Origin of the sequence: Kitasatospora sp. NPDC015120, assembly GCF_043080305.1 — a bacterium.
Taxonomy (GTDB): domain Bacteria; phylum Actinomycetota; class Actinomycetes; order Streptomycetales; family Streptomycetaceae; genus Kitasatospora.
In genome coordinates, this window is record NZ_JBIBVJ010000001.1 from 815,077 (window position 1) to 834,310 (window position 19,234).

General features: G+C 73.4%; 12 protein-coding genes. 5 read left to right on the top strand and 7 right to left on the bottom strand.

All coding sequences use genetic code 11. The features are described 5' to 3' along the window. The first annotated feature begins 180 nt into the window (after window positions 1-180). Window positions 181-2,745 carry an aminopeptidase N gene (gene pepN / locus ACF1AK_RS03830; protein ID WP_391497133.1) on the top strand — a complete coding sequence of 855 codons (2,565 nt, stop codon included), beginning with the start codon at window positions 181-183 and terminating at the stop codon, window positions 2,743-2,745. 81 nt (window positions 2,746-2,826) lie between these two features. Here pepN and ACF1AK_RS03835 read toward each other — a convergent pair whose 3' ends face one another. Together ACF1AK_RS03835 and acnA are read right to left on the bottom strand one after the other, a co-directional pair. Then, window positions 2,827-4,173 carry a glycoside hydrolase family 18 protein gene (locus tag ACF1AK_RS03835; protein ID WP_391497134.1) on the bottom strand — a complete coding sequence of 449 codons (1,347 nt, stop codon included), beginning with the start codon at window positions 4,171-4,173 and terminating at the stop codon, window positions 2,827-2,829. A 204-nt stretch (window positions 4,174-4,377) separates the two neighbouring features. After that, the gene (acnA, locus tag ACF1AK_RS03840; RefSeq protein WP_391497135.1) at window positions 4,378-7,041 is read right to left on the bottom strand and encodes an aconitate hydratase AcnA; all 2,664 of its coding nucleotides are present in this window, start codon (window positions 7,039-7,041) and stop codon (window positions 4,378-4,380) included. Window positions 7,042-7,515: 474 nt separating this feature from the next. Between acnA and ACF1AK_RS03845 the strand changes: the two genes are divergently transcribed. Together ACF1AK_RS03845 and ACF1AK_RS03850 are read left to right on the top strand one after the other, a co-directional pair. After that, complete coding sequence (locus tag ACF1AK_RS03845; protein WP_391497136.1) at window positions 7,516-7,923, top strand: type II toxin-antitoxin system VapC family toxin; 408 nt, start codon at window positions 7,516-7,518, stop codon at window positions 7,921-7,923. Window positions 7,924-8,081: 158 nt separating this feature from the next. Beyond that, window positions 8,082-8,621: a superoxide dismutase family protein gene (locus tag ACF1AK_RS03850; protein WP_391497137.1), complete on the top strand. Its 540-nt coding sequence runs from the start codon at window positions 8,082-8,084 to the stop codon at window positions 8,619-8,621. An 18-nt stretch (window positions 8,622-8,639) separates the two neighbouring features. Here the strand turns inward: ACF1AK_RS03850 and argF are convergent, their stop codons facing one another. The 3 genes from argF to ACF1AK_RS03865 form a co-directional block, all read right to left on the bottom strand. Continuing rightward, window positions 8,640-9,641, bottom strand: coding sequence for an ornithine carbamoyltransferase (gene argF / locus ACF1AK_RS03855; RefSeq protein WP_380296733.1), 1,002 nt, complete (start codon window positions 9,639-9,641; stop codon window positions 8,640-8,642). A 159-nt stretch (window positions 9,642-9,800) separates the two neighbouring features. After that, a complete protein-coding gene (locus tag ACF1AK_RS03860; protein WP_391497138.1) occupies window positions 9,801-12,536 on the bottom strand; it encodes a polynucleotide kinase-phosphatase in 2,736 nt (911 codons plus the stop codon). Then, window positions 12,533-14,155 (bottom strand): 3' terminal RNA ribose 2'-O-methyltransferase Hen1, encoded by a 1,623-nt coding sequence (locus ACF1AK_RS03865; RefSeq protein WP_391497139.1) that lies wholly within the window; start codon window positions 14,153-14,155, stop codon window positions 12,533-12,535. Before ACF1AK_RS03865 ends, ACF1AK_RS03860 begins: the two co-directional genes overlap by 4 nt. A gap of 127 nt (window positions 14,156-14,282) precedes the next feature. Between ACF1AK_RS03865 and dapD the strand changes: the two genes are divergently transcribed. Continuing rightward, window positions 14,283-15,272, top strand: a complete 990-nt coding sequence (gene dapD / locus ACF1AK_RS03870) for a 2,3,4,5-tetrahydropyridine-2,6-dicarboxylate N-succinyltransferase (RefSeq protein ID WP_391497140.1) — start codon at window positions 14,283-14,285, stop codon at window positions 15,270-15,272. Between the two features lie 349 nt (window positions 15,273-15,621). Here dapD and ACF1AK_RS03875 read toward each other — a convergent pair whose 3' ends face one another. After that, window positions 15,622-16,227, bottom strand: a complete 606-nt coding sequence (locus ACF1AK_RS03875) for a TetR/AcrR family transcriptional regulator (RefSeq protein ID WP_391497141.1) — start codon at window positions 16,225-16,227, stop codon at window positions 15,622-15,624. Between the two features lie 75 nt (window positions 16,228-16,302). Between ACF1AK_RS03875 and ACF1AK_RS03880 the strand changes: the two genes are divergently transcribed. Next, window positions 16,303-17,208: an alpha/beta fold hydrolase gene (locus tag ACF1AK_RS03880; protein ID WP_391497142.1), complete on the top strand. Its 906-nt coding sequence runs from the start codon at window positions 16,303-16,305 to the stop codon at window positions 17,206-17,208. Window positions 17,209-17,699: 491 nt separating this feature from the next. Here the strand turns inward: ACF1AK_RS03880 and ACF1AK_RS03885 are convergent, their stop codons facing one another. Further along, window positions 17,700-19,079 carry a serine hydrolase domain-containing protein gene (locus ACF1AK_RS03885; RefSeq protein ID WP_391497143.1) on the bottom strand — a complete coding sequence of 460 codons (1,380 nt, stop codon included), beginning with the start codon at window positions 19,077-19,079 and terminating at the stop codon, window positions 17,700-17,702. Window positions 19,080-19,234 lie beyond the last annotated feature (155 nt).

Below are 19,234 nucleotides of genomic sequence, written 5' to 3' on the forward strand. Positions count from 1 at the left end.
AGCACGCCCCCCGAGCGGCAACACCCGGCCCGCGCCGCTGATTCCGGCCCGGCCGCCCGAGTTGTGCAATGGTACCCGCGCGGGGGGCGTGAAAGGATGCCTCCGCAGCACCACAGCGCGCCGCACCACCGCACCAGCGAAGACCGCACCACCGTGCGAGCCGGACAAAGGAGTACCGCCGTGCCGGGCAAGAACCTGAGCCGCGACGAAGCCCAGCAGCGGGCCAGCATCCTCACCGTGGACGGCTACCGCGTCCGGCTGGACGTGACCTCGGCCCCCGACCCCGCGGCCGCCACCTTCCGCTCCACCACCACCATCGCCTTCCGCTGCGCCGAACCGGGCGCGTCGACCTTCGTCGACCTGCTCGCCCCCGCCGTGCGCGCCGTCACCCTCAACGGCCGCGCCCTCGACCCGGCCGCCGCCTACGACGGCGCCCGGGTGCACGTCGACGCCCTGGCCGCCGAGAACGTGCTCACCGTCGAGGCCGACTGCGCCTACAGCCGCACCGGCGAGGGCCTGCACCGCTTCACCGACCCGGTGGACGGCGAGACCTACCTCTACACCCACTACGAGCCGGCCGACGCCCGCCGGGTCTTCGCCACCTTCGAACAGCCCGACCTGAAGGCCCCGTTCACCTTCACCGTCACCGCGCCGGCCGCCTGGGACGTCCGCTCCAACGCCGCGCACGAGCAGGTCACCACCGAAGGCGCCGCCCGCACCTGGGAGTTCGCGCCGACCCGGCCGATCTCCAGCTACCTCACCGCCGTCGTCGCCGGCCCGTACCACGTGGCCCGCGACCACTACAGCCGCACCCTCGACGACGGCACCGTGCTGGACATCCCGCTCTCCGCGATGTGCCGCAAGTCGCTCGCCCCGTACTTCGACTCCGACGAGATCCTCGGCGTCACCAAGCTCGGACTCGACTTCTTCCACGAGCAGTTCGCCTACCCGTACCCGTTCGGCAAGTACGACCAGGCGTTCGTCCCCGAGTACAACATCGGCGCCATGGAGAACCCCGGCTGCGTCACCTTCCGCGAGGAGTTCGTCTTCCGCTCGAAGGTCACCGACGCCGCCTACGAGGGCCGCGCCAACGTCGTCCTGCACGAGATGGCCCACATGTGGTTCGGCGACCTCGTCACCATGCGCTGGTGGGACGACCTGTGGCTGAAGGAGTCCTTCGCCGACTTCATGGGCTCCTACGGCCTGGTCGGCGCCGGCACCCGCTACCGGTCCGCCTGGGTCACCTTCGCCAACCAGCGCAAGGCCTGGGCCTACCGCCAGGACCAGTTCCCCACCACCCACCCGATCACCGCGGACATCCGGGACCTGGAGGACGCCAAGCTCAACTTCGACGGCATCACCTACGCCAAGGGCGCCTCGGTGCTCAAGCAGCTGGTGGCCTACGCCGGGGCCGAGGCCTTCTTCGAGGGCGCCCGCCGCTACTTCCAGCGGCACGCCTTCGGCAACACCGAACTCGCCGACCTGCTGGACATCCTGGAGGAGACCAGCGGCCGCGACCTCAAGGCCTGGGCCGCCGCCTGGCTGCAGACCGCCGGCGTCAACACCCTCACCCCGCAGCTCACCGCCGACGCCGAGGGCCGGATCACCGAGCTCGCCGTCCTCCAGGACGGCGGCGTGCTGCGCCCGCACCGGATCGCGGTCGGCCTCTACGACCGGGACGCCGACGGCGCGCTGGTGCGCACCGCCCGCTTCGAGCTGGACGTCACCGGCGCGCGCACCGTCGTCGCCGAGGCCGCCGGCCGCCCCCGGCCCGCGCTCGTCCTGCTGAACGACGACGACCTGACCTACTGCAAGGTCCGCTTCGACGAGGAGTCGCTGCAGACCCTGCGCGGCGGCCTCGGCGACATCAAGGACGACCTCGCCCGCGCGCTCGCCTGGTCCGCCGTGTGGAACCTCACCCGGGACGCCCTGATGCCGGCCCGCGACTACGTGGCGCTGGTGCTGCGGTTCGCCGGCCAGGAGGCCAACATCGGCGTCCTGCAGTCACTGCACACCCAGGCCAAGGGCGCCGTCGACCTCTACGCCGACCCGGCCTGGCGCGGCGAGGGCGGGCGGCTGCTCGCCGACGGCGCGCTGCGCGAACTGCGCGCCGCCGCCCCCGGCAGCGACCACCAGCTGGCCTGGGCCCGCTTCCTGGCGCAGACCGCCAACGGCTCCGAGCACCTCGGGCTGGTCCGCGGCCTGCTGGCCGGCACCGCCCGGATCGACGGCCTGGAGGTCGACCAGGAGCTGCGCTGGGCCCTGTGGCTGGCGCTGGCCGCGGCCGGCCAGGCCGGCGAGGACGAGCTGGCCGGGGAGCTGGCCGCCGACAACACGGCGAGCGGGCGCCGCCAGCACACCCAGTGCCTGGCCGCCCGGCCCACCCCGGAGGCCAAGGCCGCCGCCTGGTCCGCCGTGGTCGACTCCGACGAGCTGCCCAACGCGCTGGTCGAGGCCAACATCGCCGGCTTCGCGGTGCCCGCGCACCGCGACCTGACCGCGCTCTACGCCGCGCCGTACTTCAAGCTGCTGGAGCGGGTCTGGGCCGAGCGGACCATCGAGATCGCGATGCGCATCGTCGGCGGCTTCTTCCCGCAGGCGCAGGTGGACGAGGCCACCCTGGCCGAGGCGGACGGCTGGCTGAGCGGCCACCCGGACGCGGCGCCCGCGCTGCGCCGGCTGGTGCTGGAGCGCCGCGACGACCTGGCCCGCGCGCTGCGGGCGCAGGCCTGCGACCGGGGCTGAGCGCACCGGACGGGCGGGGCCCGCCGCGACACTCGCGTCGCGGCGGGCCCGGCCCGCGGTCATCGCGGGGTCAGCGCGGCCTCACTTGCCGCGCAGGCCCTTGTCCAGGGCGGCCATCGCGCTGCCCTGCGCGTCGTCGCCGTCCAGCGACCAGACCATCACGCCGGCCAGGTCGTTCCAGCGGGCGTAGCGGGCCTTCTCGGTGAGCACCTCGGCCGAGTCGAAGCTGTAGAAGGTGTTGCCGTCGTACTTCCAGGACGCGCCGTGGTCGCGGTCCACGTAGGTCTTGGAGCCCGCCAGCGCGTTGAGCTCCTTGTAGGTGAGGTCCGGCACGGCGGCGGTGGCCTTCTGGAAGAGGCCGTTGCGGTTGCCGGCCGGCACGCCGGTCCAGCCGTGGCCGTAGAACGGCGTGCCGAGGACGGTCTGCTGCGAGGGCAGGCCGCGCTGGGCGTAGTGGTCCACGGCCTTGTCGGCGCTGCGCTGGCGCGCGTCCGGGTCGGTGGGGTCGGAGTAGAGCGGGGAGTGGTGGTTGGTCGGGCCCTTGCCCTCCCACGGCCCGTGCAGGTCGTAGGTCATCAGGTTGAGCCAGTCGACGGAGCCGGCGAGCTCGGGCAGCTCCAGCCGGTCGGCGACGGTCTCGTTGGCGGCGACGGCGGCGGTCAGCAGGTAGTGCTCGGGCTTCTTGTCCTTGCCCTTGGCCCCCTGGGCGCGCTCCTTGGCCAGCCCGTCGAGCTGCTTGCGGAACTCGGCCATCAGCAGGGTGAAGTTGCGGCCGTCCTCGGGGCGCACCACGTTGCCCTCGTCACCGCCGCCGCCCGGGTACTCCCAGTCGACGTCGATGCCGTCGAAGACGCCCGCGGCCGCGCCGGCGCCACCCTCCGGGGAGCCGGCCAGCTGCGGCACGTCGCCCTTCAGGTAGAGGTCGATGCAGGAGGAGACGAACTTCTTGCGGGCCTCGTCGGTGGCGGCGGCGTCCGAGAAGTACTTGGACCAGCTCCAGCCGCCCAGCGAGATGACGACCTTGAGCTGCGGGTTCTGCGCCTTGAGCTTGCGCAGCTGGTTGAAGTGGCCCTTGAGCGCCTGGCCCGGGGCGTCGGCGACGCCGTCCACCGAGTCGGCGGCGGAGAAGGCGCGCTGGTAGTCGTTCCAGGCGTCGCCCTGGCCGGGCTCGTTGCTCTGGAAACAGGTGCCCTCGGCGGAGACGTTGCCGAAGGCGTAGTTGATCACGGTGAGCTTGCCGGCCTGGCCGGACTCCTGGACGCGCTTGGCGAGGCTGTCGGCGCCCCACGAGGTGAAGTAACCGACCCGCTGGCCCTTGAGCTTGGGGCCCTTGGCATCGGCGGCAGTGGCCGTGGCGGTGGCGGCGGTGGAGGCGAGCAGCGCGGCGACGGTGGCGGCGGCGAGCAGGGCGGGGCGGCGAATGGGCATACCGGACCTATTCTCTGAAGCAGCGTCAATTGGTCTGGACCAAGCTGGAACAGAGGTTTAGTCCATAGCGACCGCGTCGCACAAGGGGTCCGGTCCGGTCGGCGCACTATGCAAAAAGCCGGCAAAGCCCGGGCGGCGTCCGGGCGAAGCGGAGGAGGCCGGACCGCGGGTGCGGTCCGGCCTCCTCGGCGCTCAGTGCGGTGCTCAGCCGTTGATCAGGCTGCGCAGCACGTACTGCAGGATGCCGCCGTTGCGGTAGTAGTCCGCCTCACCGGGGGTGTCGATGCGCACGACCGCGTCGAACTCGTTGCTGGTCCCGTCCGCACCGACGGCCTGGACCTTGACGGTCGCGGGGGTGCGGCCCTCGTTGAGCTCGGTCACGCCGGTGATGGAGAAGGTCTCCTCGCCGGTCAGGCCGAGGGAGTCGGCGTTCTCGCCCTCCGGGAACTGCAGCGGCAGGACGCCCATGCCGATCAGGTTCGAGCGGTGGATGCGCTCGTAGGACTCGGCGATGACGGCCTTGACGCCGAGCAGCGCGGTGCCCTTGGCGGCCCAGTCGCGGGACGAGCCGGAGCCGTACTCCTTGCCGGCCAGGACGACCAGCGGGATGCCGGCGGCCTGGTAGTTCTGCGAGGCGTCGTAGATGAACGACACCGGGCCGTCGGCCTGGGTGAAGTCGCGGGTGTAGCCGCCCTCGGTGCCCGGCGCGATCTGGTTGCGCAGACGGATGTTGGCGAAGGTGCCGCGGATCATGACCTCGTGGTTGCCACGGCGCGAGCCGTAGGAGTTGAAGTCACGCTTCTCGACGCCGTTGGCGGTCAGGTACTGCGCCGCCGGGGTGCCGGGCTTGATGTTGCCGGCCGGGGAGATGTGGTCGGTGGTGACCGAGTCGCCCAGCTTGGCCAGGACGCGGGCGCCGGCGATGTCGGTCACCGGGCTCGGGGTCTTGGCCATGCCCTCGAAGTACGGGGGCTTGCGGACGTAGGTGGACTCGGCGTCCCACTCGAAGGTGTTGCCGGTCGGGACGGGGAGCGACTGCCAGCGGTGGTCACCGGCGAAGACGTCCTGGTAGCCCTTGTCGAACATGTCCTGGTCGATGGAGGCGGCGACGGTGTCGGCGACCTCCTGCTCGGACGGCCAGATGTCGGCGAGGAAGACGTCGTTGCCGTCGGCGTCCTGGCCGAGGGCGTCCTTGGTGAGGTCGACGTTCATGTTGCCGGCGAGGGCGTAGGCGACCACCAGCGGCGGGGAGGCCAGGTAGTTCATCTTGACGTCGGGGTTGATCCGGCCCTCGAAGTTGCGGTTGCCGGAGAGCACCGAGACGACGGCGAGGTCGGACTCGTTGACCGCGGCCGAGACCTCCTCGGGCAGCGGGCCCGAGTTGCCGATGCAGGTGACACAGCCGTAGCCGACCAGGTTGAAGCCCAGCTTCTCCATGTACGGGAGCAGGCCGGCCTTCTCGTAGTAGTCCATGACGACCTTGGAGCCGGGCGCCAGGGTGGTCTTGACCCAGGGCTTGACCGTCAGGCCCTTCTCCACGGCCTTCTTCGCCAGCAGGGCGGCGCCCAGCATGACGGAGGGGTTGGAGGTGTTGGTGCAGGAGGTGATCGAGGCGATCACGACCGCGCCGTTGTCGATCTGGTAGGACGAGCCGTCGGGGACGGCGACGGCGGTCGGCTTGGAGGCCTCGGCCGAGTAGGCCGGCAGCGCCTCGGCGAAGCGCTCGGCGGCCTCGGCCAGGACGACGCGGTCCTGCGGGCGCTTCGGGCCGGAGATCGACGGGACGACGGTGGAGACGTCCAGCTCCAGGTACTCGGAGTAGACCGGCTCGTGCGACGGGTCGTGCCAGAGACCCTGCTCCTTGGCGTACGCCTCGACCAGGGCGAGCTGCTGCTCGTCGCGGCCGGTGAGCTTCAGGTAGTTGATGGTCTCGGCGTCGATCGGGAAGATCGCGCAGGTCGAGCCGAACTCCGGCGACATGTTGCCGATGGTGGCGCGGTTGGCCAGCGGGATGGCGCCGATGCCGTCGCCGTAGAACTCGACGAACTTGCCGACCACACCGTGCTTGCGCAGCATCTCGGTGATGGTGAGCACCAGGTCGGTGGCGGTGGTGCCGGCCGGCAGCTCGCCGGTCAGCTTGAAGCCGACGACGCGCGGGATCAGCATGGAGACCGGCTGGCCGAGCATGGCGGCCTCGGCCTCGATGCCGCCGACGCCCCAGCCCAGCACGCCCAGGCCGTTGACCATGGTGGTGTGCGAGTCGGTGCCGACGCAGGTGTCGGGGTACGCCTGGCCGCCGCGGACCATGACGGTGCGGGCCAGGTGCTCGATGTTCACCTGGTGGACGATGCCGGTGCCCGGCGGGACGACCTTGAACTCGTCGAAGGCGGTCTGGCCCCAGCGCAGGAACTGGTAGCGCTCCTTGTTGCGGCCGTACTCGATCTCGACGTTCTGGACGAAGGCGTCCGGGGTGCCGAACTTGTCGGCGATGACGGAGTGGTCGATGACCAGCTCGGCCGGGGCCAGCGGGTTGATCTTGGCCGGGTCGCCGCCCAGCTCCTTGACGGCCTCGCGCATGGTGGCGAGGTCGACCACGCACGGCACGCCGGTGAAGTCCTGCATGATCACACGGGCCGGGGTGAACTGGATCTCCTGGCTCGGCTGGGCGTCGGCGTCCCAGTTGCCGAGGGCCCGGATGTGGTCGGCGGTGATGTTCGCGCCGTCCTCGGTGCGGAGCAGGTTCTCCAGCAGCACCTTGAGGCTGTAGGGCAGCCGCTCGGACCCCTCGACGGCGGAGAGCTTGAAGATCTCGTACGACTCGTCGCCCACCTGCAGCGAGCTGCGGGCGTCGAAGCTGTTCGCGGACACGACTGACTCCTTCTAGGTGCTTCGTGCGGTATCCGGCCGCCACGGTGGTAAGGTCACCCTTACTTAGGCTGACCTTGCCCGCACCGCCGGTGAGCGCCTCTCGGCAAGTATCTTGATGTCGAGATATATCGTACGGCGGAGTTATCTCGATGTCGAGATAAACCATAGTGCATGCCGCGAAGTCCGCCACGTCGGCACCACCTCCAGCCTGCCTCCACCGGGTGCATCCTCGCCGAACCCCCGCCGAACCCCCCGTCACGCGCGCCCCGGCTCACGCGTCCGTCCCGGGGCAGGCTTCCGGGAGCGGATCACCCCCGACGCGGCGCAGCAGGCCGAGCGGGCCGAGCAGGCCGAGCAGGCCGAGCAGGCCGTCCAGTCGTTCCACGTGGAGCCGGGCGCCTTCCCGGCCGGCGACCCCGTCCGGGTACGGTGACCCCGCAAGAACGGGCCGGGAACGGATTCGGGGGCCGACCGATGATCGTGGTGGACGCGTCCGCGCTGGTGCTGGCGCTGGCCGACGAGGGCGGGCGCGGGGAGGCGGCCCGGGCGCAGCTGGCCGCGGGCGGGGAGTGGGTGGCGCCGGAACACGTCGTCATCGAGGTGATGCAGTCGCTGCGCGGCCTCTACCTGGCGCGCGAGCTCACCGCCGAACGGGTCGGCGAGCTGGCCGCCCGGCTGCCGGGGCTGGCGATCCGCAAGGTCCCGGTCGAGCCGCTGCTCGGGCGGATCTGGGAGCTGAAGGACAACCTCACGCCGGACGACGCCGCGTACGTGGCGGTGGCGGAGCGGTTCGGGGTGCCGCTGGTCACCGCCGACCTGCGGCTGATGCGGGCCAGCGGGCCGCGCTGCGAGATCCGGGGGATCCACCCGGCCGGCGGGTAGCGCGGGCGGGGCGGGTCCGGGCATCGGGGACGCGTCCGGGGCCGGGTGCGTGTCCGGGCATCGGGGACGCACCCGGGGCCGGGTGCGTGTCCGGGGGCGGGGTGCGCCGTTGAACGGGGCGTCCGGTTTCCCGGCCCCCACACGAAGAGGTTTCACCGATGCCCGCTCCGCTCGCCGCCGCGCTGCTCCCGCTCGCCCTGCTGGCGCCCGCCGCCGTCCCGGTCGCCGTCACCGAGGCCGACTTCGACCCCGCCACCGCCTTCGTCCCGCCGGTGGCGGTCAGCCACGCGCCGGACCTGGTGCCGTACGGCTCGCACGTGCGGGTGGTGGTGGACCGCTCGGTGCCCGGGCGGACGGTCCTGAGGATGGGCGTGGACGGCGTCGCCGCCGGCCACGCGTTCCCGGTGCACCTGCACACGGGGGCGTGCGGGGCCGACCCGGCCGCGTCCGGCCCGCACTACCAGGACGTGGTGGACCCGGTGAGCCCGTCCACCGACCCCGCGTACGCCAACGACCGCAACGAGCTGCGGCTCACCCTGCGCACCGACGGACGGGGTGCGGGCAGCGCCGCCGCCTCGGTCGCCTGGCGGCCGCGGCCGGGCGGGGCCCGCTCACTGGTGCTGCACGCGGGGGACCCGGCCGGGGCGCACGGCGCCGCCGACCGGGTCGCCTGCGTGAACCTGGAGGGGACGCGGTAGGGCCGGAGGAGGGCCGGGTCAGCCGCCGAGGGTGGCGACCAGGACGGCCTTGATGGTGTGCAGGCGGTTCTCGGCCTGGTCGAAGACCACGGAGTGCGCCGACTCGAACAGTTCGTCGGTGCACTCCAGCTCGGCCATGCCGGTCTCCTCGAACAGCTGGCGGCCGAGCACCGTGCCCAGGTCGTGGAAGGCCGGCAGGCAGTGCAGGAACTTCACCTGCGGGTTGCCGGTGGCGCGCACCGTCTCCATCGACACCTGGTACGGCTTGAGCAGCGCGATCCGCTCGGCCCAGACCTCCTTGGGCTCGCCCATCGACACCCAGACGTCGGTGTAGAGGAAGTCGGCCCCGGCCACGCCCTCGGCGACGTCCTCGGTGAGGGTGATCCGCGCACCGCTCGCCCCGGCGAGCGACTGCGCGGCCTTCTGCACCTCCTCGTCCGGCCACAGGGCGCGCGGGGCGACGATCCGGATGTCCATGCCGAGCAGCGCGCCGGTGACCAGCAGCGAGTTGCCCATGTTGGAGCGGGCGTCCCCGAGGTAGGCGAGCGCCACCTCGGTGAGCGGCTTGTCGGTGTGCTCGGTCACGGTGAGCACGTCGGCGAGCATCTGGGTGGGGTGCCACTCGTCGGTGAGGCCGTTCCAGACCGGCACGCCGGCGTGGGCGGCCAGTTCCTCGACGACGGCCTGGCCGTGCCCGCGGTACTCGATGCCGTCGAACATCCGGCCGAGCACCCGGGCGGTGTCCTTGATCGACTCCTTGTGGCCGATCTGCGAGCCGGCCGGGTCCAGGTAGGTGGTGGTGGCGCCCTGGTCGTGGGCGGCGACCTCGAAGGCGCAGCGGGTCCGGGTGGAGGTCTTCTCGAAGATCAGCGCGATGTTCTTCCCGCGCAGCCGGGGCTGCTCGGTGCCCGCGTACTTCGCCGCCTTGAGCGTGGCGGCGAGGTCCACCAGGAAGCGGAACTCCTGGGGCGTGAAGTCGAGCTCCTTGAGGAAGTGCCTGTTCCGGAGGTTGTAGGCCATGCCGGGCTCCTGGGTGTGACGATGACGGTGACGGGCGGACGGGAAAGCAGCAAGTCTATACGATGCTTAGAATTTGTATGCAAGGTCGCCTTTTCCGGCCGCCCCGCCGCCCGTCCGCCTGTCTGCCCGGCTGCTTGTGTGCTTGTGTGCCCGGCACCGTCACAGGCGCGGGTCGACCGGCTCCGACTCCAGGGCGAGGACGGCGAAGACCGGTTCGTGCACCCGCCAGAGCGGTTCACCCGCCGCCAGCCGGTCCAGCGCCTCCAGCCCGAGCGCGTACTCGCGCAGGGCGAGCGAGCGCTTGTGCCCCAGGAAGCGCTGACGCAGCCGGTCCAGGTGCTCGGTGTAGTCCGGACCGTAGACGATCCGCAGGTACTCGCGCCCGCGCACCTTCACCCCGGGCTGGACCAGCCCGCCCGGGCGGCCCTCCCCCGCCCGGCCGCGCACCAGCGAGGCCAGCGGCTTGACCACCATGCCCTCGCCGCCCGCCGCGGTCAGCTCCTCCCACCAGGCGACACCCGCGGCGAGCGAGGCCTCGTCGGCGGTGTCCACCACCAGCCGGCCGGTCCGGTGCAGCAGCGGGGCCGCCCGGTTCCCCCGGCCGGGGCCGGCCGCCCCGGCCGCCTCGACCGCCTGGTCCGCCTCGACCAGCCGGTCGATCCAGGCGAGGTGCTCGTCGTGCGGGCGCACCGCGAGGTTGGCCCCCTCGGCGGCCAGCACCTGGAACGGCGCCAGCCGGATCCCGGCCAGGCCCTCGGTCGGCCAGCAGTAGCGCCGGTACGCCTCGGTGAACGCCTGCGCGTCGGCGGCACGCTGCCGCTGGCGCCCGGTCAGCGCGGCCACGTCCAGCCCGCGCCCGCCCGCCCGCTCCAGCGCGGCCAGCACCTCCGGCAGCGCCGCGCCCGCCGCGGCGCCGACGGCCGCGTACTGACGGCGCAGCAGCTCCACGGCCTTCAGCGACCACGGCATCAGCTCGGCGTCCAGCAGCAGCCAGCCGGTGCGCAGCTCGTCGAACAGCCCGGCCCGCTCGGCGGCCGCCCGCAGCCGGTCCAGCACCGCGGCGGTCAGCGCGTCGTCCCCGAGGAACGCCCGGCCGGTGCGGGTCCAGATCGCGCCCGGGCCGGCGAGCCCGAACCGCTTCTCCAGGGCCGCGCCGTCCCGCGCCACCAGCACCACCGCGCGGGAGCCCATGTGCTTCTCCTCGCAGAGGACCTGCCCGACGCCGTCGGCGCGGTAGGCCGCGAAGGCCTCGTCCGGGTGCTCCAGGTAGCCGGGCCGGCCCGAGGTGGCGCTCGGCGCCATGGTCGGCGGCAGGTAGGCGAGCAGCCGGGGGTCGATCGCGAACCGGCTCATCACCTCCAGCGCCGCCGCCGCGTTCTCCTCCCGGACCGCGACCCGGCCGTGCAGCGCGGTCTCCACCACCCGGCGGCCCGCCACGTCGGCGAGGTCGAGCGGGCGGCCCTCGCGGCCGCCCGGCGCGTCCGTGCGCACCGGGCGCACCGGCGCGTACCACTCCCGCTCGGCCTCGACGACGACCAGCTCCCGCTCCGGGTAGCGCAGCGCGGTCAGGCTGCCGCCGAAGACGCAGCCGGTGTCCAGGCAGATGGTGTTGTTGACGAAGCCCGCCGACGGCACCGGCGTGTGGCCGTAGACCACCAGCGCCCGGCCCCGGTACTCCTCCGCCCACGGGTAGCGCACCGGCAGGCCGTACTCGTCGGTCTCGCCGGTGGTGTCCCCGTACAGGGCGTGCGAGCGCACCCGGCCGGAGGCCCGGCCGTGGTACTTCTCCGGCAGTCCGGCGTGGCAGACCACCAGGGCGCCGCCGTCCAGCAGGTAGTGGCTGACCAGGCCGCGGATGAACGTCCGGACCTCGGCCCGGAACTCCTCCGGCTCCTGCGCCAGCTGGTCCAGCGACTCCTGGAGGCCGTGCGAGACGGTGACCTTCCGCCCGTCCAGCGCCCGGCCGAGCTTGTTCTCGTGGTTGCCCGGCACGCAGACCGCGTGCCCGGCCGCCACCATGCCCATCACCAGGCGCAGCACGCCGGGCGTGTCCGGCCCGCGGTCGACCAGGTCGCCGACGAAGACGGCGGTGCGGCCCGCGGGGTGCACCGCGTCCACCGGGCGCCCGGCGTCGTCGCGGACCAGCGTCCAGCCGAGGCGGGTGAGCAGGGTCTCCAGCTCCGAGCGGCAGCCGTGGATGTCGCCGACGATGTCGAACGGGCCGCTGAGGTGGCGCAGGTCGTTGAAGCGCTTCTCCAGCACGATCCCGGCGGCCTCGACCTCGGCCTCGCCGCGCAGCACGTGCACCTTGCGGAAGCCCTCGCGCTCCAGGCCGCGCAGGGAACGGCGCAGCTCGCGGTGCTGGCGCGGCACCACGTGCGCGGGCAGCTGCCGGTCCGGGCGGGAGCGGTTGCGCTCGGCGCAGACGCCCGGTGGGACGTCCAGCACGATCGCGATCGGCAGCACGTCGTGGTCGCGGGCGAGCCGGACCAGCCGGCGGCGGGCCTCCGGCTGGACGTTGGTGGCGTCCACGACGGTCAGCCGGCCGGCGGCGAGGCGCTTGCCGACGATGTAGTGCAGCACGTCGAAGGCCTCGGCGGAGGCGGACTGGTCGTTCTCGTCGTCGGCCACCAGGCCGCGGCAGAAGTCCGAGGAGACGACCTGGGTGGGGAGGAAGTGCTTGCGGGCGAAGCTGGACTTGCCCGCGCCGCTGGTGCCGATCAGCACCACCAGGGAGACGTCCGTCACCGGCAGGCGGCGGGGTGCGGCGCCGGCGGAGCGGGCCGCTCCGGCCGCGTCGGTGTCGTCGGTCGGTGCGGTCGCTGCGGTCTCTGCGATCGCATCGGTTCCTGCGGTCGCGTCGGTCGCTGCGGTCGCGTCGGCGTCGTCGGTCATCGGGTCTCGCCCCCTTCGGGCGTCGTGCTGTCCATGGTGGCCGTCTTTCCGGCCGGTGCGTCGGCGGCCCCGTCGCCGAGGCGGAACAGGGCGAGCTGCGTCGGGGCGCCCACCTCGTCGTCCTGCGGACCGACCGGGCGGATGTCGACGGTGTAGCCGTACGCGGCGGCGACCTTCCCGGCCCAGTCGCGGAACTCGGCGCGGTCCCACTCGAAGCGGTGGTCGGCGTGCCGGAAGCGACCGGCCGGCAGGCTCTCCCACCGGACGTTGTACCCGGCGTTCGGCGTCGTGACGACCACCGCCGAGGGGCGGGCCGCGCCGAACACCGCGTACTCCAGGGCGGGCAGCCGCGGCAGGTCCAGGTGCTCGATCACCTCGCAGAGCACGGCCGCGTCGAAGCCCTTCAGCCGCTCGTCCGTGTAGGTCAGCGCGCCCTGGACCAGCCGCAGCCGGTTCGCCTGACGCTCCGGCATCCGGTCCAGCCGCAGCCGGCGGGCCGCCGCAGACAGCGCCCGCACCGACACGTCGACGCCCAGGATGTCGGTGAACCGCGGGTCCTTCAGCAGCGCGGCGATCAGCTCGCCCTGGCCGCAGCCGAGGTCGGCGACCCGGGCCGCGCCGGTCTCGCGCAGCGCGTCCAGGATCGCCGTGCGGCGCTGCTCGGCCAGCGAGGGCGGGCGCGGCGCGGTCCGCTCGTGCGCGGCTCCGTGCTCGTGCGCGGCTCCGTGCTCGTGCGCGGCTTCCTGTTCGTCCGCGGCTCCCCGGTCCGGCCCGGTCTCCCCGGTGGTGTCGTCGACCGCGTTGTCGACCTCCTCGACCTCGCGGTCGTCGGCCTCCGCCAGCCGGGCCAGCTCCAGGCGCTCCATCGCCCGCCGGGTCAGCGTCCAGCGCCGCGCCAGGTAGCGGCGGGTGATCAGGGCCCGCTCCGGGTGGGCGGCCAGCCAGCCCTCACCGGCGGCGAGCAGCTTGTCGACCTCGTCCGGGGCGACCCAGTAGTGCTTGGCACCGTCCAGCGCCGGCAGCAGCACGTACAGCTGCTGCAACGCGTCGGCCAGCCGCGCCCGCCGCGCCGACAGCTCCAGCCGGACGTAGCGCGACTCGCCCCACGCGGGGAACGTCTCGTCCAGCGGGATCGCCGAGGCCTCCACCTGCCAGCCCAGCGGCTCGAACAGGCGCACCGCCATCGCCACGCCGTCGCCCTCGCCCGCCGCCCCGCCCACCGGCACGGCGGGCAGCACGATCCGCAGCGGGCGCAGCTGGTCGGCCAGCCCGGGGCGGGCCTCGCAGACGCCCTTCATCGCCGTGCGGAACACCGTCCGCAGCGCCACCGCGAGCAGCGAGGAGGCGGCGTAGGGGCGGTCGTTGACGTACTGGGCGAGGGCGAAGTCGGGCGAGCCGGCGCGTCCCTTGCCGCGGCCCTTGCGGACCAGCGCGACCGGGTCGACGTCGAGCAGCAGCGCGGCCGTGCAGGCCTCGTCGCCCGCCTCCGGGTAGAAGACGTGCGCCTCGCCGTGCGCCGTGGAGAACCGCTGGACCCTGCCGGGGTGCTTGTGCAGCAGAAAGCCCAGGTCAGTGGCCGGGTGCTCGGCGGTACCTGTGGTGGAGATCGACATGAACACCTGTCGGAGTATGGCCGAGGCCCGGCCCCGCGGGCACCGCATTTTGCCGCCGCCCGGGGCGGGCGGGCCCGGTCCGGACGGTGAGCGTGTTCAGCAGCGGCGGCCCGGATTCGTTAACGTGCACGATGTGACTGCAGAATCCACCACCCCCGTGAGCGGCGCCGTCGCCGCAGGTCTGGCCACCATCGCCGCGGACGGCACCGTCCTCGACACCTGGTACCCGGCCCCCGCGCTGACCGCCGAGGCCGGCCCGGCCGGGACCGTCCTCCTGACCGCCGAGCAGGCCGAGGCCGAGCTGGGCGCGGGCGCCGCCGAGGCGCTGCGCGCCGACGCCCGCCGCGGCGTCGAGGTGGTCGCCGTGCGCACCACCATCGCCTCGCTGGACGAGAAGCCGCTCGACACGCACGACGTCTACCTGCGGCTGCACCTGCTCAGCCACCGCCTGGTCCGGCCGCACGGGCTGAACCTCGACGGCATCTTCGGCCTGCTGGCCAACGTGGCGTGGACCAGCATCGGCCCGGTCCCGGTGGACAAGGTCGAGCAGGCCCGGCTGGCCGTGCGCGCCCAGGGCGGTCAGCTCGCCGTCTACGGGATCGACAAGTTCCCCCGGATGACCGACTACGTCGCCCCGTCCGGCGTGCGCATCGCCCACGCGGACCGTGTCCGCCTCGGCGCGCACCTGGCGGCCGGCACCACCGTGATGCACGAGGGCTTCGTCAACTTCAACGCCGGCACGCTGGGCACCTCGATGGTCGAGGGCCGGATCAGTGCGGGCGTCGTGGTCGGCGACCACAGCGACATCGGCGGCGGCGCGTCGATCATGGGCACCCTGTCGGGCGGCGGTAAGCAGGTCGTCTCCGTCGGCGAGCGCTGCCTGCTCGGCGCCAACGCGGGCATCGGCATCTCGCTGGGCAGCGACTGCGTCGTCGAGGCCGGCCTCTACGTCACCGCCGGCACCCGGGTCACCACTCCGGACGGCACCGTGGCCAAGGCCGTCGAGCTGTCCGGCCAGGACAACCTGCTCTTCCGCCGCAACTCCCAGACCGGCGCCGTCGAGGTCATCGCCCGCACCGGCTCCTGGGGCGGCCTCAACGCCGACCTCCACGCCCACAACTGACTTCCCGCCCGTTCGGGCCGTGATGCCGGCCGTGATGCCGGGCTTCGAGACCTCTTCGAAGCCCGGCATCACCCGTGTCCGCCCCGCCCGGATCGGACACGATCGTCGAGTTCGCCGGCCTTGATGCCGGAGAGAAGGCGCGCGAGGGCGGCCGGCGGAGTGGGACGTCGGCCCCGCCGGCTTCCCACTCCGTCCGGTGACAGGAAGGCCGGGACCGGGCGGTCGGTGGCCCTCGCTCGCGGCGAGCGGGGGCCCGGCCGGAACCGGCCCGCGATCGTGCCACGGCCTGGTCGGACATCACCCGCCGGCGAGCGGCCGGCCTCCTGGATCCGCCCTCGTGGGGAGCGGCTCACGAGCCGGGAAAGAGCCGGCCGAGGTGGTAGTGCAGGACGGTCGTCGCGTCGTCCGCCGTGCGCTGGCCGAGCAGGACGCTCAGACCGAGGCCGGCGGAGACGGCCAGGAGGACGACGGCCTCCTGACCGGCGTCCAGGCGCGGATCGGCGTCCCCGGCCTGCTGGGCGGCTTCGAGCTGCCGGACGAGGAAGTCCTCCATCTCGTTGGGTGCCGCGAGGAACTGCCGGCCACCGAGGGCGGTGTCGGTGACGGAAAGCACCGCGTACTCGGTGTGGACGAGGTGGAAGATCCGGCTCTCCTCGTCGGTCGGGACGGCTTCGAGCAGGACGGCTTCGACGATGTCGCGCGGAGTCGGCGAGGAGCCGGCCGTCCTCACCCGGTCGCGGACCCGCTCACCCATGCGTGCCGTCAGGCGGCCGAGTGCGGCGAGGAGCAACTGCTCCTTGGTATCGAAGTAGTACTGCACGAGCCGCACGGAAACGCCCGCCTCGATGGCCACGGACCGCATGGTGACGGCGTGCAGGCCAGTGTTCGCCGCCGCACGGAGCAAGGCGTCGATGATGTGCGCCCGTCGCTCGTCATGGTCCACCAACTTCGGCATCCGGCTTCCTTCCATACTCTTTTATGGTACAACCATACCATCAAGTCCTGCAGTTTTCGCGTGCCGGGAGGGACCATGACCAGAACGAGTGTCGGACGTTTCGTCAGCGAGGAAGCCCGCGGGAAGTTCCTGGAGGCGTACGACCGCGCCATGGAGCTCTGGCCGGGCCCGCGCGAGGAACTGGACATCGAAACCGGCTACGGCACCGTCCACGTCCACCGCTACGGGGCCCGAACCGGCGAGCCGGTCGTCCTCCTGCACGGCCACGCCGGACACGCCTCCAATTGGTACCCGCAGGTCGCCGCCCTGGGCGAGAACCACCCGGTCTACGCGATCGACACGCTGGACGACCCCGGCCGCAGCGTGCAACGCGCCATCGCGGCCGGCTCCGAGGAGAATGCGTCCTGGCTCGGCGAGGTCCTCGCCGGACTCGGGCTGGAGCGCGTCCACCTGGCCGGCCTGTCCTACGGCGGATGGCTGGCCCTCAATCAGGCCATTCACGCACCCGAACGCCTCGCCTCGATCGTCCTGCTGGACCCCGGCGGGATCGAGAAGGTCCCCGCGCGGTTCTACGCGCACATGATCGGCGGACTGTTCGCGATGCTCGCCCCACGCCCGCTTCGACCCGCCCTCGGGCGCCTGCTCGCCAATCCGGCCCTGAGCTCACCGCCGGAGATGATCGCTCCGCTGATGCTGGGCATGCGGACCTACAAGCCGAACACCCGCCCTGCGGCCCGGCCGTTCACCGACGAGGAACTGAGCTCGGTCCGGCTGCCCGCCCTCGTCCTGTTCGGACGCCGCAGCGCCCTCCTCCGGCCCCGTCAGGCGCTGACGCGGGTCACCGCGCTGATCCCGAAGGTTCAGGCCGGGATCGTGCGGCGGGCCGGCCACGGCCTCAACCTGGAGCGTCCCGAGCTGGTCAACGAACGCCTCCTGCGGTTCATCGCCGCGCTCCAGGCCGAGCCCGCCCGGAGCGAGTAGCGCCACCTGCCGCTGCACGTGGTGACAGGAACCGCCCCCGGTACCGGCAGCCTGCGCCGTCACCATCCGGGGTGCTCCGGGGCCGGTCCCGACAGGCAGGCCGGGCCAGGCCGGTCCGGTCCGACGCGGGGATTCGTCGTCCCCGTCCCTCTCCGATCAGAGCCCTGCAACGGCCCCGTCCGTGCTCGCCTGCGCGGGGCCACATCGTGCGATCGGTGACGAAGCTCCCCGCTCCCGGCCTCCGTCCGCATCAGTCCACCCTCGCGCAATGACGCCGTGAGCTCTGCTGAACGGTCGCACGGGCCACGCCGAACTCCCCTCCGGCCGCAGGGAGTGGGAAGTCGGCGGGTCCGACTTCCCACTCCGTGCTTCTCGGTGGCGGGGGGGGGGGGGGGGGGCGGCCCCCCCCCCCCCCCCCCCCCCCCCGCGGGGGGGGGGGGGGGGGGGGGGGGGGCGGGGGGGCGGGGGGCGGCGGGCCCGAGGGACGGCGGTCAGTGGGCCTGCCAGCCCCGCGGGTCGAGGCCGCCCGGGACGACCTCGGCCGGCCCGTAGGGCTCGCGGGTGAACACGAAGGAGCCGATGTCCAGGTGGCTGACCGAGCCGTCGGCGGCCCGCACCACGCGCAGGGTCTCGCCCGCGTAGTAGTCGTCCAGGCCGGTCCAGGTGCCGTCCTCCTCCGGGCGGAAGCGGGAGGCACGCCCGCCGCTGCCCAGCACCGAGAGCTCCAGCGCCCGCCCGGCCGCCAGCCGCAGGGCGTGCGGCGCGGCGCCCCAGTACCAGGGGCCGGTGAGGGCGAGGAGCTGCTCGTCGACCTCGGGCAGCGGGCGCCACGGCTCGGGGAAGCGGGGCTCGTGCTCCGCGGTGATCGCGATCAGCTCGGCGGTGACCTGCCCGGTGCGGGCGCCGTGGGTGGCGTTGGCGAAGGCGACCGCGGCCAGGCCGTCGGCCTCGCTGACCCAGAGGCCGGCCGTGAAGCCGGGCATCGAGCCGCTGTGGCCGAACAGGGTGCGGCCCTGGTGCCGGATCAACTGGAGGCCCAGGCCGTAGGTCTCGGTCCAGTCGTCGGTGTCCGCGGCGACGGCGGGGCGGCGCATCTCGGCCAGGGTGTCGGCGGACAGCACCTTCTCGTCGCCGTCGGCCAGGAAGGCGGCCCAGCGGGCGAGGTCGGCGGTGGTGGACCAGAGCTGGCCGGCCGGGGCCATCAGCCCGGTGTCGGTGAGCGGCTCGGGCAGCATCACGTCGGCCCAGGGGTGGACGGCGAAGCCGCCGGCGTGCGGGGGCTCGGGGAGCAGGGTGGTGCGGTCCAGGCCGAGGGGTTCGAGGACCTCGCGGCGCAGCACCTCGCCCCACGGCTCGCCGCGCAGCCGCTCGACCAGCGCGCCGAGCAGCGCGTAGGTGGGGTTGGAGTAGTGGTGCAGCCGCCCGGCGGGGTGGCGGCGCGGCCGCTCCTCCTCCAGCAGGTCGGCCAGGGCCGGGCGCAGCGCGCCGTCGGTCCGCTCCCACCACGGGCCCGGGGTCTCGGAGGCGAGGCCGGCGGAGTGCGAGAGCAGCTGGGCGACGGTGGCGCCGTCGGCGGGGGTGCCGGGCAGGTGGCGCTCGACGGGGTCGGCGAGGTCGAGCAGTCCCTCGTCGCGCAGCCGCAGCACGAGGACGGCCACGAAGGTCTTGGTGATCGAGCCGATCCGGTACTGCACGTCGGTGGTGGGCGCGTGGTCGTCGACCATGCTGCGGGCGCCGCTCCAGACCAGCCGCCCGTCCCGGACCACGGCGGCGACCATCGAGGGGGTGCGGCCCTCGGCCTGGGCGACGGCCAGGCGGTGCAGCAGCGCGCGGCGGGTGGCGGGAAGCAGTTCGTCGGACAGGTCGGTCATCTGGTCCTCTGCGTGGTGCGGTCGGGTCGGGTTCGGACGGGTCCGCTCGGGTTCGTGGCGCGGGGCCCTGGCACCGCGGCACGCACCGAGGGCGCCTCCGGCGGGTCGGTGCCCCCCTTTTCTCCCGCTGGGGGCGCCCCGCCCCGACGCGGCCT

Bases quoted from the DNA above. Each gene is read 5' to 3' on its own strand.
- ACF1AK_RS03835 (WP_391497134.1), bottom strand. From the start codon at position 4,173: ATGCCCATTCGCCGCCCCGCCCTGCTCGCCGCCGCCACCGTCGCCGCG.
- ACF1AK_RS03845 (WP_391497136.1), top strand. From the start codon at position 7,516: ATGATCGTGGTGGACGCGTCCGCGCTGGTGCTGGCGCTGGCCGACGAG.
- ACF1AK_RS03850 (WP_391497137.1), top strand. From the start codon at position 8,082: ATGCCCGCTCCGCTCGCCGCCGCGCTGCTCCCGCTCGCCCTGCTGGCG.
- argF (WP_380296733.1), bottom strand. From the start codon at position 9,641: ATGGCCTACAACCTCCGGAACAGGCACTTCCTCAAGGAGCTCGACTTC.
- ACF1AK_RS03860 (WP_391497138.1), bottom strand. From the start codon at position 12,536: ATGACCGACGACGCCGACGCGACCGCAGCGACCGACGCGACCGCAGGA.
- ACF1AK_RS03875 (WP_391497141.1), bottom strand. From the start codon at position 16,227: ATGCCGAAGTTGGTGGACCATGACGAGCGACGGGCGCACATCATCGAC.
- ACF1AK_RS03880 (WP_391497142.1), top strand. From the start codon at position 16,303: ATGACCAGAACGAGTGTCGGACGTTTCGTCAGCGAGGAAGCCCGCGGG.
- ACF1AK_RS03885 (WP_391497143.1), bottom strand. From the start codon at position 19,079: ATGACCGACCTGTCCGACGAACTGCTTCCCGCCACCCGCCGCGCGCTG.